General features: G+C 54.1%; 14 protein-coding genes. 7 read left to right on the top strand and 7 right to left on the bottom strand.

The features are described 5' to 3' along the window. Window positions 1-21: 21 nt before the first annotated feature. Both B2T33_RS05690 and B2T33_RS05685 read right to left on the bottom strand, forming a co-directional pair. Window positions 22-807 (bottom strand): cobalt-precorrin-6A reductase, encoded by a 786-nt coding sequence (locus tag B2T33_RS05690; RefSeq protein ID WP_286791344.1) that lies wholly within the window; start codon window positions 805-807, stop codon window positions 22-24. Window positions 808-890: 83 nt separating this feature from the next. After that, complete coding sequence (locus B2T33_RS05685; protein ID WP_286791343.1) at window positions 891-2,009, bottom strand: cobalt-precorrin-5B (C(1))-methyltransferase; 1,119 nt, start codon at window positions 2,007-2,009, stop codon at window positions 891-893. A gap of 226 nt (window positions 2,010-2,235) precedes the next feature. Here B2T33_RS05685 and cobA point away from each other — a divergent pair, with 226 nt between their 5' ends. The 7 genes from cobA to B2T33_RS05650 all read left to right on the top strand — a co-directional run bounded on the left by cobA (window position 2,236) and on the right by B2T33_RS05650 (window position 9,864). Next, window positions 2,236-3,099, top strand: coding sequence for a uroporphyrinogen-III C-methyltransferase (gene cobA, locus B2T33_RS05680; RefSeq protein WP_008888930.1), 864 nt, complete (start codon window positions 2,236-2,238; stop codon window positions 3,097-3,099). A gap of 103 nt (window positions 3,100-3,202) precedes the next feature. Next, window positions 3,203-3,979 carry a sulfite exporter TauE/SafE family protein gene (locus B2T33_RS05675; protein WP_064788029.1) on the top strand — a complete coding sequence of 259 codons (777 nt, stop codon included), beginning with the start codon at window positions 3,203-3,205 and terminating at the stop codon, window positions 3,977-3,979. Between the two features lie 181 nt (window positions 3,980-4,160). Further along, entirely contained in the window at window positions 4,161-4,775 is a 615-nt protein-coding gene (locus B2T33_RS05670; RefSeq protein ID WP_008888932.1) for an SCO family protein, read from the top strand. Between the two features lie 61 nt (window positions 4,776-4,836). Next, the gene (locus B2T33_RS05665) at window positions 4,837-6,180 is read left to right on the top strand and encodes a cobyrinate a,c-diamide synthase (protein WP_286791342.1); all 1,344 of its coding nucleotides are present in this window, start codon (window positions 4,837-4,839) and stop codon (window positions 6,178-6,180) included. A gap of 88 nt (window positions 6,181-6,268) precedes the next feature. Beyond that, window positions 6,269-6,733 carry a YcgN family cysteine cluster protein gene (locus B2T33_RS05660; RefSeq protein ID WP_064780325.1) on the top strand — a complete coding sequence of 155 codons (465 nt, stop codon included), beginning with the start codon at window positions 6,269-6,271 and terminating at the stop codon, window positions 6,731-6,733. Window positions 6,734-7,407: 674 nt separating this feature from the next. Further along, on the top strand, window positions 7,408-8,898 hold the full coding sequence (locus B2T33_RS05655) for a methyl-accepting chemotaxis protein (protein ID WP_286791341.1): 1,491 nt from the start codon (window positions 7,408-7,410) through the stop codon (window positions 8,896-8,898). Window positions 8,899-9,111: 213 nt separating this feature from the next. Further along, window positions 9,112-9,864, top strand: coding sequence for an MBL fold metallo-hydrolase (locus B2T33_RS05650; protein WP_286791340.1), 753 nt, complete (start codon window positions 9,112-9,114; stop codon window positions 9,862-9,864). Window positions 9,865-9,886: 22 nt separating this feature from the next. Here B2T33_RS05650 and B2T33_RS05645 read toward each other — a convergent pair whose 3' ends face one another. From B2T33_RS05645 to B2T33_RS05625, 5 genes are all read right to left on the bottom strand, one after another. Next, on the bottom strand, window positions 9,887-10,624 hold the full coding sequence (locus tag B2T33_RS05645) for an alpha/beta fold hydrolase (protein ID WP_286791412.1): 738 nt from the start codon (window positions 10,622-10,624) through the stop codon (window positions 9,887-9,889). A gap of 180 nt (window positions 10,625-10,804) precedes the next feature. Next, on the bottom strand, window positions 10,805-11,071 hold the full coding sequence (locus B2T33_RS05640) for a DUF1150 family protein (protein ID WP_008888938.1): 267 nt from the start codon (window positions 11,069-11,071) through the stop codon (window positions 10,805-10,807). A 16-nt stretch (window positions 11,072-11,087) separates the two neighbouring features. Next, window positions 11,088-11,585 (bottom strand): Hsp20 family protein, encoded by a 498-nt coding sequence (locus B2T33_RS05635; RefSeq protein ID WP_040822570.1) that lies wholly within the window; start codon window positions 11,583-11,585, stop codon window positions 11,088-11,090. A 179-nt stretch (window positions 11,586-11,764) separates the two neighbouring features. After that, window positions 11,765-13,435 carry an adenylate/guanylate cyclase domain-containing protein gene (locus B2T33_RS05630; protein ID WP_286791339.1) on the bottom strand — a complete coding sequence of 557 codons (1,671 nt, stop codon included), beginning with the start codon at window positions 13,433-13,435 and terminating at the stop codon, window positions 11,765-11,767. Window positions 13,436-13,659: 224 nt separating this feature from the next. Next, complete coding sequence (locus tag B2T33_RS05625) at window positions 13,660-14,385, bottom strand: type 1 glutamine amidotransferase (protein ID WP_286791338.1); 726 nt, start codon at window positions 14,383-14,385, stop codon at window positions 13,660-13,662. Between the last annotated feature and the right edge of the window lie 28 nt (window positions 14,386-14,413).

Here is a 14,413-nt window from a genome sequence, read left to right as displayed (position 1 = left end):
TGCCAAGAACACGAGCCGCGATCAGATCTTCTTGAGGGTCTCACGAACGGTATCGATGATTTCAGAACGCGACGGAGCCTGAATGACCGGCTCCCCACCGGGGCGTTCAATCATGATCACCGGAATGCCAAGGTTCCGTGCGGCTTCGATCTTGGCAAAGGTCGCATCACCGCCACTATTTTTGCTGACGATCACATCAATTTCGTTGCGTTCAAGAAGCTCGGTCTCGCTTTCAACACTGAACGGGCCGCGCGCAAACAGCCATTCGCCAAATTCCAGATCAAACGGATCACGCGGGGCATCAACAGTGCGTACAAGCAACCATGTTTTTTCAAGCCCTTCAAAGGCATGCAGGTTCTTGGCACCGCTTGCGATCAGCGCGCGATTGCCAACGTCAGGCAGGATTTTGGCCGCTTCTTCAATCGATTTTACCATGATCCAGTTGTCATCTTCGGTCTGTTCCCAGGCCGGACGGTGATACTGAATGCAAGGCATCGCAACCGCATGGCTGGCCTTGGCGATATTGTGTGAAATCTCGGTGGCATAGGGGTGGGTCGCGTCAATCACCAGATCAATCTGTTCGTTTTTGAGATGGGTGATGATGCCTTCTGGCCCGCCAAAACCGCCTATGCGAACAGGGACGCCATCAGGAAGGCTGGGCGCGCTGGTGCGCCCGGCGAGCGAGAGTTGCAAACGAACATCCCGGCCAAACTCATGCATCAGGTCCTCTGCAATGCGATTTGCGTCTCCGGTCCCGCCAAAAATAAGAATGCGTTTTGGACGTTCGGCGGGGCGGGAGAGGGACATGGGCAAAGAACCTTGTTGTTGCTTTATGACCTTGGATGGCCTGTTTGTTGCGCAGACACAGGAACAGATTAACGAACTGCTGCTTACGATGCCACCGGTCGGAATTGATCAAATTCGCCAATCCCGTGGCGGGCAATGATGGTGCCGTTGCGGTCGGTAATAACGACTTCAACGGCCGATGCGCCGTCCAATGTGGCGCGTGCGGATTCGCAGGCCTGACGGGCAATAGCATCTTCAATCTTAACGTCCGCCGCCTGACAAAGTTCCAGAACCTGTTTGGCGGTATTGGCCGTGCGGCACTGGTCTTGCAGCGTTTCATCGCCGCCACACGCTGCAATCGTTGCTGCCAGTCGATCAAAATCGACCTGTGATCGGCTTGAATGCAAATCGAGATGCCCCTGGGCAAGTTTGACCAGTTTGGCAAAGCCACCGGCGATGCTGACAAAGGCAATCGGGTTTTTGCGAAGATATTTCAGCATCCCGCCAACAAAGTCGCCCATATCAAGAATGGCTTCTTCCGGCAGGCCATAGAATGCACGAATGGCCGCCTCGGACGTTTTGCCGGTTGCGCTGGCAACATGTTCGCGCCCGGTCGCACGGGCGACGTCAATCCCGCGATGGATCGAATGGATCCACGCCGAACAGCTAAACGGGATGACAATCCCCGTGGTGCCCAGAACCGACAAACCGCCGACAATGCCCAATCGCCCATTCCACGTTTTGGTGGCAATTTCAGCACCCCCGGGAATGGAAATCTCGATCTCGACATCGGGGCTTGCGCCATACTGGTCACAAAGTGCTTCGATCTGTCCGACCATCATTTCGCGCGGTTTGGGATTGATCGCGGGTTCACCCGGCGGCAATGGCAGGCCCGGCTTTGTAATCGTACCAACCCCGTCGCCAGCTTGGAATGTGATGCCGCATCCGGGTTTGCCGACACGCACCGTCGATATGATTTCCACCCCGTGGGTGACGTCGGGATCATCGCCGGCATCCTTGATCACGCTGGCGCGCGCCCAGCCATTGCCCTTTTCCGCCTTGATCAACTGAAAGGACGGCGTTTCTCCGCCAGGCAGTGTAATAGTGACCGGATCGGGAAAGTCGCCGGACAGCAATGCCTGCCACGCGGCACGGGTTGCGGCGGTGGCACAGGCCCCCGTCGTCCATCCCTTGCGCAGTGGTCCTTCCGGTTTTCTTGCCATCAGTCGGTTTTTTTCCTGTTAATCCTGTCGGTGTTTTCGCTATTGAGGGCGGGGATGAGATCCGATTGGGAAATTCAATTAAACATCAATATTTATGTGATTTAAAAAGTTATACGAAAAAATATCGGAAATATGTTGTGCGTATCGTTTGATTGCTGTTTAACATATCCTCTTGATGCGGTCCTGCACAGATGGCTGCATTTCATTTAAGTAGAAGTATCGCGCGATGACGAACCTTGGTGTTGATTTTCCGGTTTTTGAACCGGGTTGGGTATGGCTTGTTGGGGCGGGACCTGGTGATCCCGGTCTTCTGACGCTTCATGCCGTCAACGCCATGCAACAGGCCGATGTTGTTGTCTTTGATGCACTGGTCGATGAACGGATTTTGAACCTTTTGCGTCCCGATGCCAAACGCATCTATGCGGGCAAGCGCGGTGGCCGTCCATCTTCGAAACAAACCGATATTTCCCTGCAGCTGGTTGAACTGGCCAAACAGGGCCTGCGTGTTTTGCGTCTCAAGGGCGGCGATCCGTTCGTGTTTGGACGCGGCGGCGAAGAAGGCATGACCCTTGTTGATCACAATGTGCCATTCCGGGTGGTGCCGGGCATTACCGCCGGGATCGCCGGTGCGGCCTATGCCGGTATTCCGACTACGCACCGCGACTGCAATTCGTCGGTCACCTTTGTCACCGGCCACGGATCCAGTGGTGAAGTGCCAGACAACATCAACTGGGCGGCCCTCGCCAAGGGTGCACCGGTTCTTGTCATGTATATGGCCATGAAACATCTGCGCCGGATTTCGTCGGAACTGATGGCAAATGGCCGGGCCGCGGATGAACCGCTTGCCGTGATCAGTCAGGCGACCACACCGGGACAGGGCATTTTGATCACCACCCTTGAAAAGGCGGCTGATGATGTCGAACGCGAAGGTGTTGAGCCGCCTGCGGTATGTATTCTGGGCAAGGTTGTCGGTCTGCGGGATCGCCTGAACTGGCTGTCGCCGCAGGACGATGTGACCGCGGTGCGCCATGTGCCGTTCGAACAGGTGCTTGATCTGATCACCGCACCGGCAGATCCCCTCAAAAACTGAACGTCGGTCCCGCCCGAAAAGGCGGCAACAGATTGATATATATCGTTGCCGGTGGTACGCGCGACTGTACAATCGCGCGCAAAGGTTTTGACCTGGATGGATCATGGACGAACAGCAGGTATTGATACGCATCCTTGAAAGCGGTTGGGCGCAATGTGCCGATATCGTACGCACGGATGGCGGGGTGCTTCTGACTGCGTTGGTGGCGGGACTGGTGGGCAGTGCGACCCACTGTGTCGGCATGTGCGGCCCGTTCGTGATCAGTCAGGTCACCAGCCGGATGGAACAGCTCCCGGTCGAGAAAATGAGCGAGTTTCGCCGTCTGACCGGTGCCGCACTCCTGCCCTATCAGTTCGGGCGTTTGTCGACCTACTGCTTGCTGGGCGTGCTGGCCGGCTATTTCACCGACAGCATCAGTGCCCTGACCAGAGTTTGGTGGATCGGGCCGGTGTTGCTGATTGCGGCCGGTGTGTTTTTCCTTCTTTTCGGTATTTTGGGCCTGATGCCTCATCTTGGCGGGTTGCTGCCATCGACCGGCGAATCACGCTGGTGGAACAAGCTGGTTGGCAATCATGCGCGTGGGCTTTTCCAGGCCCCCTATGGCTGGCGGGGATATTTGCTGGGCGTGATGCTGGGCTTTATTCCCTGTGGTCTGGTTTATGGCGCGCTTGTGATGGCGGCCGCCACCGGAGCAGCACTTAATGGTGGGGCGGTGATGCTGGTATTTGGCCTTGGCACGGTGCCGATGTTGTTTGTCACAGGCTTTGTCGGCCAATATGCCGCACAGCGGTTCCGGGCCCTGATGGTGCCGGTCGGGCGCGGGCTTATGATCATTAACGGGATAATCCTGTTCGCACTGGCAGCGACCACGATTGCATAAGCGATACCGGCGCTTCGAACTGTTTGCAGAAGGTCGGCATTTAAATGGGATTGTGACTGAGTGTGAGCTTTCCCACAGGTGCTGATCTTGCAAGTATCGCCGGGATATTTATAGTGCCGGGTCAGGTTGTGACGCACAAGGATCGGTTGTCCGTAACCGGCAAAGACATAAGGATGGACGCGTGAGCAAAAAGACGCTTCTGGCAATTCTGGGTATTGCGCTGGTTCTCGGGATCGGTTTGACCTATCGCCTGATGATGATGGGGACTGAAACAAATTCGTCCGGTACGGCATCGATTGGCGGTCCCTTCACACTTGTCAACCAGGATGGCGAAACTGTCACTCAGGATGACTTCAAGGGCAAATATATGCTGACCTATTTCGGCTATACCTTCTGCCCGGATGTTTGCCCGACCGAATTGCAGGTCATGGGAACAGCACTTGATATGATGCCCCAGGACATCGCAGATGAAATCACACCCGTCTTTTTCACCGTCGACCCCGAACGCGACACGGTCGAAGCGGTTGCTGAATATGTTCCCTATTTCCATGATCGGATGGTTGGGTTGACCGGCACCGTCGAACAGACAACGGCGGCCGCCAAGGCGTTTCGTGTTTACTACGCGAAGGCGATCCCGGAAGGTGAGCCTGAGGATACCGATACCTATCTGATGGACCATTCGTCCTTCGTGTATCTGATGGATCGCGAAGGCAAATTCGTCCGCCACTTCAATTACGGCACCAGCCCGGAAGACATGGCAAAGGGCGTGACCGAGGCGGTCAAAAACAACGGCTGATTATTCCGTCGCGTAATGCCATGATCATGGCAAATAAATTCGGCTCGGAGAACAGCCCAAAATGCCTGACACCATTCCGGGGATCGTGATTGCGGCCCCCGCGTCAAACAGTGGCAAGACCGTCATTACATTGGCGCTTCTGCGCGCGCTGACCCGCAAGGGCCATAAAATTGCCGCGGCCAAAACCGGGCCGGATTATATCGACCCCGCCTTTCAGGCAGCTGCCTGTCGCGATACCTGCATCAATCTTGATCCGTGGGCGATGACGCCAGACCAGATCAACGGTCTGGCCAGCGATAACACGCACGGCAAAGCCTTTTTGATGTGCGAAGGCGTCATGGGCTTGTTCGATGGTGCCGCCAACGGCGATGGATCGACCGCCGATCTTGCCGCCCTTGCCGGGTGGCCGATTGTTCTTGTGGTCGATGTGAAAGGCCAGTCGGCCTCTGCCGCGGCGGTGATTTCCGGTTTTGCCAAGTTCCGCGATGACATCAATGTTGCCGGTGTGATCCTTAATCGGGTGGGAAGTGACCGCCACAAGCAGATGATTGTTGATGCCTGCGCCAAACATCTGCCGGATCTGCCGGTTCTTGGCGCAGTCCGGCGCAGCCAAGACCTGCTCCTGCCAGAACGCCATCTTGGTCTGGTGCAGGCCGGCGAACATGCCGAGCTTGAGACGTTTCTCGATCGTGCCGCCGATATCATCAGTGAAGATGTCGATCTTGATGCCCTGATCGCACTGGTGGATAAAAAGGCCGGAACGGCCAAGAAAACCAAAAAATCTGCAAATTCCACGCCGACCGCACCCGTGATTGCCCCGCTTGGCCGTCATGTTGCTGTGGCGCGTGATGCGGCCTTTGCGTTTAGCTACCCCCATCTTCTGGATGGTTGGCGTGCGGCGGGGACGAAAATTTCCTTTTTCTCGCCACTGGCGAACGAGGCCCCGAACCCGGATTGTGATGCCATCTATCTGCCCGGCGGCTATCCGGAACTTCATGCCAAAACCCTTGCCGCAGCCAAGGTTTTCAGGGCCGGCATGCACGATGCTGCCCAACGAAGCATCTTGATTTACGGCGAATGCGGCGGCTACATGACCCTTGGCAACGGCCTTGTTGATGCCAGTGGTACGCGCCACGAAATGCTTGGTCTGTTGCCGCTTGAAACCAGCTTTGCCAGCCGCAGGCTGCATCTTGGCTATCGCGAGGCACAGCTGGGCATTCCGACGCCGTTTGGTCCGGCAGGCATGAAGCTGCGTGGTCATGAATTCCACTATGCGACTACGCTGTCCGAAGATGGCATGCCGTTATGCAGGATGAAAACGGCGACGGGCCTTGATCTTGGTCCTGCCGGTCTGGTGGATGGAAGTGTTTTTGGATCCTTCTTTCACATGATCGCAGAGAGTTGATCAACCCGTTGTCAGACTTGAATGCGACGGGGATTACGCGCGGGTTAGACTGTGTTATGTCTCAATGACGGCCCGACTGAGAGAGATCATGGATAATAAAGACCGCGTCGCATTGCCACCTGAACCGTTCTGGGAAACCAAGACTCTTGCTGAAATGACGCAAGCGGAATGGGAATCCCTTTGTGACGGCTGTGGCAAATGTTGCCTCCACAAGCTGCAGGACGAAGAAGACGATTTTGTCTATTACACCTCGGTCGCGTGTCGTTTGCTCGATTGTCATACGTGCCGCTGCAAGGATTATCCCAATCGGACACAGCATGTTCCTGATTGTGTGCAGCTTTCCAAGGAAAATGTTGAAACCCTTTCCTGGATGCCATCGACCTGTGCCTATCGCCTGATGGCAGAGGGAAAGCCACTACCCGACTGGCATCCGCTTAAGACAGGTGTAGCAGACTCGGCCATCATGGCAGGCATGTCCGTGCGCGGCATGGCCATCCCCGAAGACGAAGCCCATCCTGATTTGACACGCTACATCGTGAAGTGGCCTGCTTAACCGGATATCGTCAAACCGGTCTCCGCAGACTTTGTGCTTTCATTTGAAAGGCCGCTTTGCCGACCCTACCAGATCGGCATTGAACGAACTGTTCATCAATCTTTCAATGCTATACCAAAGGGTTGTGAAGCAGCGCAGGAACGTTTTTTGGATTTTCATAAGCATGCTTTTTGAATGATGACCTGGTATTTTGATTTCTGCTAAAAACTGAAACAATCAATTGTAATACAATCAATAATACTAAACGAAATTTATCCAGGATTGTTTTTCCCTTTGCGAGTATGCAAATTCGCTTGCGCTAGTCAAAGGTATATGGTTGGGTATCGATGATCAGTTGTTCAAGGTGGGATCAATTATTCATCAGCAGAAATTTTTCAAACTTCGTTCGGTATGGCGTAAAACGCAGCATTTCCGATGCAAAGATTGAAAAAACTGCAAGAATTTCCGAACATCTGACTCATCAAACGCAAGCCGTTTGAAAACTGGGAATGATCTGTGTTGAAGATCTTACCGTATCCTCTCGCATGAGAAGTGAACGCTCGCAGGCTTGGGTCTTATCATGCGTATGTATGAGAGATCTTGTTGCGCGTTCTTAATTTTGACCAAACGGTCAATAACCCCGCGAGGCTGACGGGAATTAACGGGATAAACCCGTTTACGCAAAGGGTATAAAAGTGGGTATTGGATTTTTTAAGGGCGACGTCGAGGCGCGTAATGAACAACAAGTCACCGCTGCGCTCGGTCGCTCAATGGCACGCATCGAATTCACCGCGGAAGGCAAGATCCTTTCGCTGAATGAAAACTTCGAAAAGACGATGGGCTACAAGGCCAGCGATCTTATCGGCAAACATCACTCATTGTTTGTCCCCGAAGAGCTTACCAGTTCGGCAGATTACAAAACTTTCTGGAAGAGACTGGCGTCAGGTGAGTTTCTGACCGGGGCCTTCCCGCGCAAACGTCGTGACGGATCGTTGATTTGGCTTGAAGCCACTTACAACCCGATCCTCGACGCGAAGGGCAATGTAACCAAAGTCGTGAAGTTTGCGACCGACATCACCGAACGTCGCAACGAACGTGCGTTGCTGCAAAGCGTGTTTGATGCGATCAGCACCTCGCAGGCGGTGATCGAGTTCAACCTCGATGGCACGATTCTGACCGCTAATGAAAACTTCCTGTCTGTGCTGGGCTACAGCCTTGATGAAATCAAGGGCAAGCATCACAGCATGTTCTTGCCTGAAGATCAGAAAAATTCGTCAGAGTACCGGGCTTTTTGGCAAAGCCTGAACCAGGGAAAATTCCAGGCCGGTCAGTTCGCCCGTGTGGGCAAGAACGGCAAGCAAGTCTGGATCGAAGCAACCTATAACCCGGTGCTTGATGCTGTTGGCAAACCGATCAAGGTGATCAAGTTTGCCACCGATATCACCGAAAAAACCAAGCTTCTGATCGACCTTAAAAAAATGATCGACGGTAACTTTACCGAGATCGACAACAATATCACCGAGCTTAACATGCGCACGGTTCAAAGCGTTGATGCGTCAACCAACACGATGGAACTGACCCGCAACGTTGCTGCCAGCACCGAGCAGATGGCCGCCTCGATTGCCGAGATTTCCCAAAGCATGGCCCAGTCACAGGGCGCAACCGAACGCGCCTATGAGCAGACCAACACCGCCAACGAAATGACCCAGCGCATGACGGGCGTGGTTGACGAGATGGGCAATATCGTTGAAGTCATTCGCAATATTGCCGGGCAGATCAACCTGTTGGCGCTGAACGCGACGATTGAAAGTGCCCGTGCCGGTGAAGCCGGAAAGGGATTTGCCGTTGTTGCCAACGAGGTCAAGAACCTTGCCAATCAGGCAGCGCGTGCTACCGAAGACATTACCCAGGAAATTACCGGTATTCAGGAAATTTCCGCCGAGGTCGCCGGTGCTTTGGAGACCATCCGCGGTTCGGTTGAAACTGTCCGTAACGATGTCACCAACATCTCTTCGGCGGTGACAGAGCAAACAGCGGTTACCGAAAATGTCAGCACCAGCGTGCGTGACATGGCCCGGTCTGTCGAAAACATGTCAGATAACCTTGCAGCCATTCGCACGACTACAGATACGGTCGCATCCTCTGTACAGCGCACGCGCGAAGCGGCCGAAGTGCTGACACGTTAATTCAGGCCGATTTCTTCGATCGAAAGCTGCCATTAAAAGGGCGGAGCCAAACGGCTCCGCCCTTTTGTCATGGAATATGACAGTTTGAAGATGATCAAGGTATCCTGCGGGGAACCACTTGCCTTAAGCAGGGGGAAGTCACAAGAATGTCGGCTTGAGACACTTGGAGCTGATATACTCCGGGCTTGCAGGGGAAATACGGGGCGATAAGGAATGAACAGCGATCATCTGCGCATTGATGTTCTTGGTGTGGGCGAGGCCTTTGATCCGAACTTTGAAAATTCGTCGGTCGTGGTGTCTGCGGGCGACTTTCGCCTCTTGATCGATTGCGGGGCAACGGCGGCCGGGCGGCTGATGGCCAAGTTTCCCGATCCGGATGCGATTGATGCGATCTATTTCACCCACATGCATCCCGATCATGTTTTCGGTCTTGTGCCGGTCATGCTGAACTGGCGCGATGATGGCCGTTCAAAGCCGTTGCGCATTCTGTGCAGCCCGCAATTGCGCACGCATCTTGAAAAACTGATGGAGCTCGGCTTTACCGGACTTGGATCAGCCTGGCCGTTTACCATCATCTGGCATTCGATTGCCGAGACAAATTCAATTGGTCCGTTTGAATGCCGTTTCGCGCGGTCCGATCACAGTGTGCAGAATCACGCGATCCTGTTGCGCTACGCGGACAAGGGGTTTGCCTATTCCGGTGATGGCAATGTAACAGCAGAAACCGCCGCCCTGTTTACGGGTGCCGATCTCGTGTTTCAGGAAACCTATCTGATCAAGCATGATCCGCAACATGCCGCCCATTGTGATCTGGAAACGGTTTTGAAACTGGCATCCGACATGCCCGGCGCGCGATTCTGGCTTTATCACATCAAACGCAATGTGCGTGTGGAAATGGCCCAGATGCTGCGTGGGAACGAGCAGGTCCGCATCGCCGCACCCGGCGAAGTCATCGAAATCCGCTAGACCATATCTGAGAGCACCTTATTTATTCGGGCATGCTTTCTTTCAGGCAATAAAGCACCTCATAGGGCGCTGTAAGTTGTGGCAGGTGGCCGTATGAATCGATGATGTGTAACGTGCTGTTGGCAAGTTTAGCATTCAAATAATGACCAACTTCCAGCGGTACGGCAGGATCTCGTGCGGGTTGAATGATTGTGGTTGGGATAGTAATTTTTGGCAGGATATCGCGGAAGTCAGACTGAAAAATGAACCGTGCTATCTTTAGTGCGGTTTGGGTTGGCATGGCCAGAAGGCCGGACGCAAATTCACGAACGAACAGAGGAAATTCGTCGCCGACAATCACCGGGGCAAACCCGTTTGCCCAATCTTCGTAACCTGCTTCCATTGCGCCAAAAAGACCATCAAGATCATTTTGCGAGAAACCGCCGTGATAGTCACCTTCATTGAGATAGCGTGGTGAAGGCGCAATCATGGAAATATGATCAAATATCTCGGGGCGTTTGCAGGCCGCGATCAAGGCAACCATACCGCTCACGGAATGCGTCAGTATTTTTGCAGATGAAATGCCTTGTTCATCAAGGATCGCTATCAGATCATCGGCAAAAGCGGTAATGGATGTATGTCTTCCGTCTTCGAATGTTGCCCTGCTGTTCGGGCCTGCCCCTGCAAGGTCATACACCCCGATATCGTAATGTTTGAGAAGGTCTGGCAACAACAGTCGCCAACTACGATGATCGGTCCCGAACCCGTGCGACAGCACCATCAAAGGGGCATCCGCGCGCCCGCGAGCATTGCGGATCAGGCGCCAGTTATGCAGCTCTGACAGTGTTTTCGATGCTTTCTCGTTCGACGTGTCGGTCAACTTGGTCAAACCTCCGAATGAACTGAAAAAAAGTACCCGGCGGGCCGGGTACTTCAAAAGCATCTTAGCATTTTAGGCGACTTAGTGAACCGCGCGTGGCTCCATGTCGTGCTGGCGGATGGCTGCATCCGCGACGGCATGGTTTTCGAACGACGCGATATGGGTACCGTCGGCGGTGAAGACGCCATAGACCAGTTCGTCACTGTCGTTCTCTGTGTTGGGAACCGGACGCACATAGGCAAAATCATGAATACCCAACAGGGCGAAGTCACCGTTTGACAGAAGACCGGTATCCTGGCCGATCCGCTGATCGCTTTCGGTATCGTGGTTATTTGTTCGATTTGTCATTTGAACCACTCCTTGGTTAGGCTTTGCCGTCTATTTGATCAGCATTGCTATCCTCGTCCTCGACATTCATGTCGATGGTTTTTGACGGCACAGCTTTTTTCTTGTTCGAGCCAATCGCGATTTCACGAACGACCGGTTCCGGCAAGGGTCTGTTCAGGTCAACATGCAGCAGACCATTATCCAGATGGGCACCGACGACTTCGATGCCTTCGGCAAGGACGAAGGAGCGCTGGAACTGTCGTGACGCAATGCCACGATGGATATAAACACGTTCGCTGTCATCGTCGGTATGTTTGCCGCGAATGATCAGCTGGTTGTCTTCAGTGGTTACCGACAGGTCTTCCTCGGCAAATCCGGCAACTGCGACAGTGATTCGCAGTTTGTTTTCACCAATCTGTTCGATGTTATAGGGCGGATAGCCCTCGGCCTTGGTTTTCGAGACCTGATCAAGAACGCGTTCGATCTGGTCAAAACCCAAAAGCAACGGGCTGTTGAACATTGAAATTCGTGACATTTGCAGCACCTCCTCCATCAGAGCGAGTGTGGTTGTTTTCAGATCCCACGCATCCTGCGTTTCGGGCATCTAATTGTTCGACCCGAGGCATTCGGCACCGAACGTTTCATATATTCAAATAAATGTGGTTTTCCCGCCAATAGTCAAGCCTTGCCTGCGGCACAGACATAAGACATCGACTAATTCTTGGTTTGTGTCAGATCTGGCATCGTTTCAAGCGCATAATAGGCAACCGACTGATCCTTACCGCGCAGCGCAACCTCGTGCATCACGGCGTTTTCCGGCAAGGGTATCGGCCCGTGATCAAACAGCGTCTTGGAAATCACCAACGGCACGCCATGCCCCTTGGTCTGGGCTTCAAGGCGGGCGGTCGTGTTGATCGTATCGCCGATTGCACTGATGTTTTCCCGGCCGGGCGGGCCCATTTCACCGACAATTGCCTTGCCCATATGGATGCCGATTCCAATGCGCAACGCATGGGGAAGTTCGGATTTAAGATGCAGGTTAAGGCCTTCGATCCGGCGCAGCATCTCGGCGGCTCCCTCAAAGGCCTGCAGGATGGTGCGTTCGGTATCGTCACTTTCATGGCCATAAAGCGCCATCAGGCCATCGCCGGTAAACTGGGCGTAATAACCACCTGTGCCGCGCAATGCCTCAGTCATCTCGGCAAAGAACTGGTTGAGGATGAAAAGCACGTCATAGGGCATCTTGCTTTCGCCAAGCTTGGTCGAATCGCGCAAGTCGATAAAGATACAAACAACCTGTCTTTCACTGCCCGAAAGTCCGCCGGGACGCCGGCCGTCACGCGCGGTTGCGTTGGGCGGCAAAAGCGGGGCGACCGCCAGATCATTATGCGGCCTGATCTGACAGGCAAGGCGCATGCCTTTGGGCGCCTGGATGCTTTTGAGTGCCGCGGCCTCGATATCACCGGGAGGGGCAAGGTGATCACTGCCTGATCCACAGTGGATCCTACACGTCGTGCAGCGCCCGTGACCGCCACAAACCGACGCCATCGGAACGCCGGCATCGCGCAGCGCTTCAAGCGCTGTTGCACCGGGCGGTACACGCACGAAACGCCCGTTTGGCAGGCTCAACATCGGGCCGCGCTTGACCCGATCAAAGGTCTGTCGGATCTGGCGCACACCAAAAGGTGCCAGCGCAAGGGCGACACTCAGGATCGTGAAGGGCAAAATCGCGTTTTCATAGAAGGTGATGGCGTCCTGATTGACATTGGCCGCATCAATCACCCCAAACACATATTTGCGTCCGCCTTCCTCTGCGCGGCGGATCACCTCGGCCGCCGCGGCTGAGTAACCGGCAAGCGAAAGTGTCGGGATCAGAATTGCCAGCGTGCCAAGCGTATTGCGCCATTTCGGATAGAACGGTTTGACCCGCAGCCAGAAATGAATGCCGATGCAGCCATGCGCCCAGACAACAATCACCGTGATCGCCTGCAAGATGCCCTGATGCGGAATAAACACGGCCAGATCCAGAAGAACGCGCTCAAACGGTGAATCAACATCAAAGCCCAGATCGATAATCCTGGTCGCAATGATATGTCTAAACAGTAGGAACGGAATGCACAGGCCAAGGATCATCTGTGCCCATTCCGATTTGCGCAGGCGCAAGGTGCGGCGGCTGGTCAGGCGTGCGGTTGCCAACAAAAAGTGTGTTATCAGTGACAACACCAATAGGATCTCAAGCGGTGGAAATTGCCAGACTTCTGTGGTGTATTCCCCGGCTTTTTCCATCAGTTCCGGTGAAACGATGCCTGCCGTATGGTTCAGCAGATGCGTCAACACATAGGCAAACATGGTCAGGCCGGAATACAGCCGCAGATTCTGGATCATCGCTTCGGGTGCCTATTCTTCATTTGCGCGGTCTCTCGGTGGTCCACACTTGAACGTCGACATTCTGCGGTCGATCACATCATTTTGGTACGTCCATGGTTGAACAGGATCATGCAACACCTTTGGTTGATAAAGTGTTTTGCATCTTCAGGCACGAAAAAAGCCACCAGTATTTCCGGTGGCTTTCTGTGATTTTCTGCGTGATGGTGATATGATCTGCGGCCTTAGGCGGCGGACTTGATACGCTTCCGGGTCATGAACTTCACGAGCGAGCGCGCGAAATCAACACTTGTGATCGGTGTTTCAAGTGACTTCATGGCAGCTTCATGTACATCATCGGGGATCAGGTCATAACGGGCCTGCAAAAGGGCGGTCTCGTAAGGTTTCATGAACTCCGGATGCGGCTGGATCGAGGCTGCATTATCGCCATATTGCAAACCGGCATAGGGGCAGAAGTCGGAACTTGCCCAGACAGTCGCACCCTTTGGTGGCTCAACCACCTGATCCTGATGGAAAGCATTGATGCGGATCTTTGCCGGGCTGTCAGACAGCCAGTCGCTGTTGCGTGCATCAACCGCGTATTCATGCACGCCCACACCCCAACCCTTGTCGGACTTGATGACCTTGCCGCCAAGTGCTGTTGCCAGGATCTGATGACCGAAACAGATGCCAAAGACCGGCTGACCGGCAGAAACGGCATCGCGCAGGAAGTCCTGCAGGCGGATCATCCACGGCAAGTTTTCATAAACGCCATGTTTGGACCCCATGATCACCCAGCCGTCGGCATCACGGATTGAGTCCGGAAAAACGTCTTCCAGAACGGTCCAGGTTTCGAACTCCAGACTCGGATCCACGTCGCCAAGCAGCTTTTCGAGCATGCCGGGGTAGGAGGCGAAATCGTCGCGAAGTTTTTCCGGGGCGAATCCGGTCTCAAGAATGCCGATCTTCATGCAAAAACCTTTATGGACGTCAATGTGG

Origin of the sequence: Thalassospira sp. UBA4513, from assembly GCF_002388495.1 — a bacterium.
Taxonomy (GTDB): Bacteria; Pseudomonadota; Alphaproteobacteria; order Rhodospirillales; family Thalassospiraceae; genus Thalassospira; species Thalassospira tepidiphila.
The sequence above is the reverse complement of the archived record's forward strand: the minus strand, read 5'-3'. Positions and strand labels throughout refer to the sequence as shown.

Excerpts from the sequence above, each read along its gene's own strand:
- B2T33_RS05675 (WP_064788029.1), top strand. The coding sequence starts at position 3,203 with ATGGACGAACAGCAGGTATTGATACGCATCCTTGAAAGCGGTTGGGCG.
- B2T33_RS05635 (WP_040822570.1), bottom strand. The coding sequence starts at position 11,585 with ATGTCACGAATTTCAATGTTCAACAGCCCGTTGCTTTTGGGTTTTGAC.
- B2T33_RS05660 (WP_064780325.1), top strand. The coding sequence starts at position 6,269 with ATGGATAATAAAGACCGCGTCGCATTGCCACCTGAACCGTTCTGGGAA.
- B2T33_RS05690 (WP_286791344.1), bottom strand. The coding sequence starts at position 807 with ATGTCCCTCTCCCGCCCCGCCGAACGTCCAAAACGCATTCTTATTTTT.
- B2T33_RS05630 (WP_286791339.1), bottom strand. The coding sequence starts at position 13,435 with ATGATCCAGAATCTGCGGCTGTATTCCGGCCTGACCATGTTTGCCTAT.
- B2T33_RS05650 (WP_286791340.1), top strand. The coding sequence starts at position 9,112 with ATGAACAGCGATCATCTGCGCATTGATGTTCTTGGTGTGGGCGAGGCC.
- B2T33_RS05685 (WP_286791343.1), bottom strand. The coding sequence starts at position 2,009 with ATGGCAAGAAAACCGGAAGGACCACTGCGCAAGGGATGGACGACGGGG.
- cobA (WP_008888930.1), top strand. The coding sequence starts at position 2,236 with ATGACGAACCTTGGTGTTGATTTTCCGGTTTTTGAACCGGGTTGGGTA.
- B2T33_RS05645 (WP_286791412.1), bottom strand. The coding sequence starts at position 10,624 with ATGGTGCTGTCGCACGGGTTCGGGACCGATCATCGTAGTTGGCGACTG.
- B2T33_RS05665 (WP_286791342.1), top strand. The coding sequence starts at position 4,837 with ATGCCTGACACCATTCCGGGGATCGTGATTGCGGCCCCCGCGTCAAAC.
- B2T33_RS05640 (WP_008888938.1), bottom strand. The coding sequence starts at position 11,071 with ATGACAAATCGAACAAATAACCACGATACCGAAAGCGATCAGCGGATC.
- B2T33_RS05625 (WP_286791338.1), bottom strand. The coding sequence starts at position 14,385 with ATGAAGATCGGCATTCTTGAGACCGGATTCGCCCCGGAAAAACTTCGC.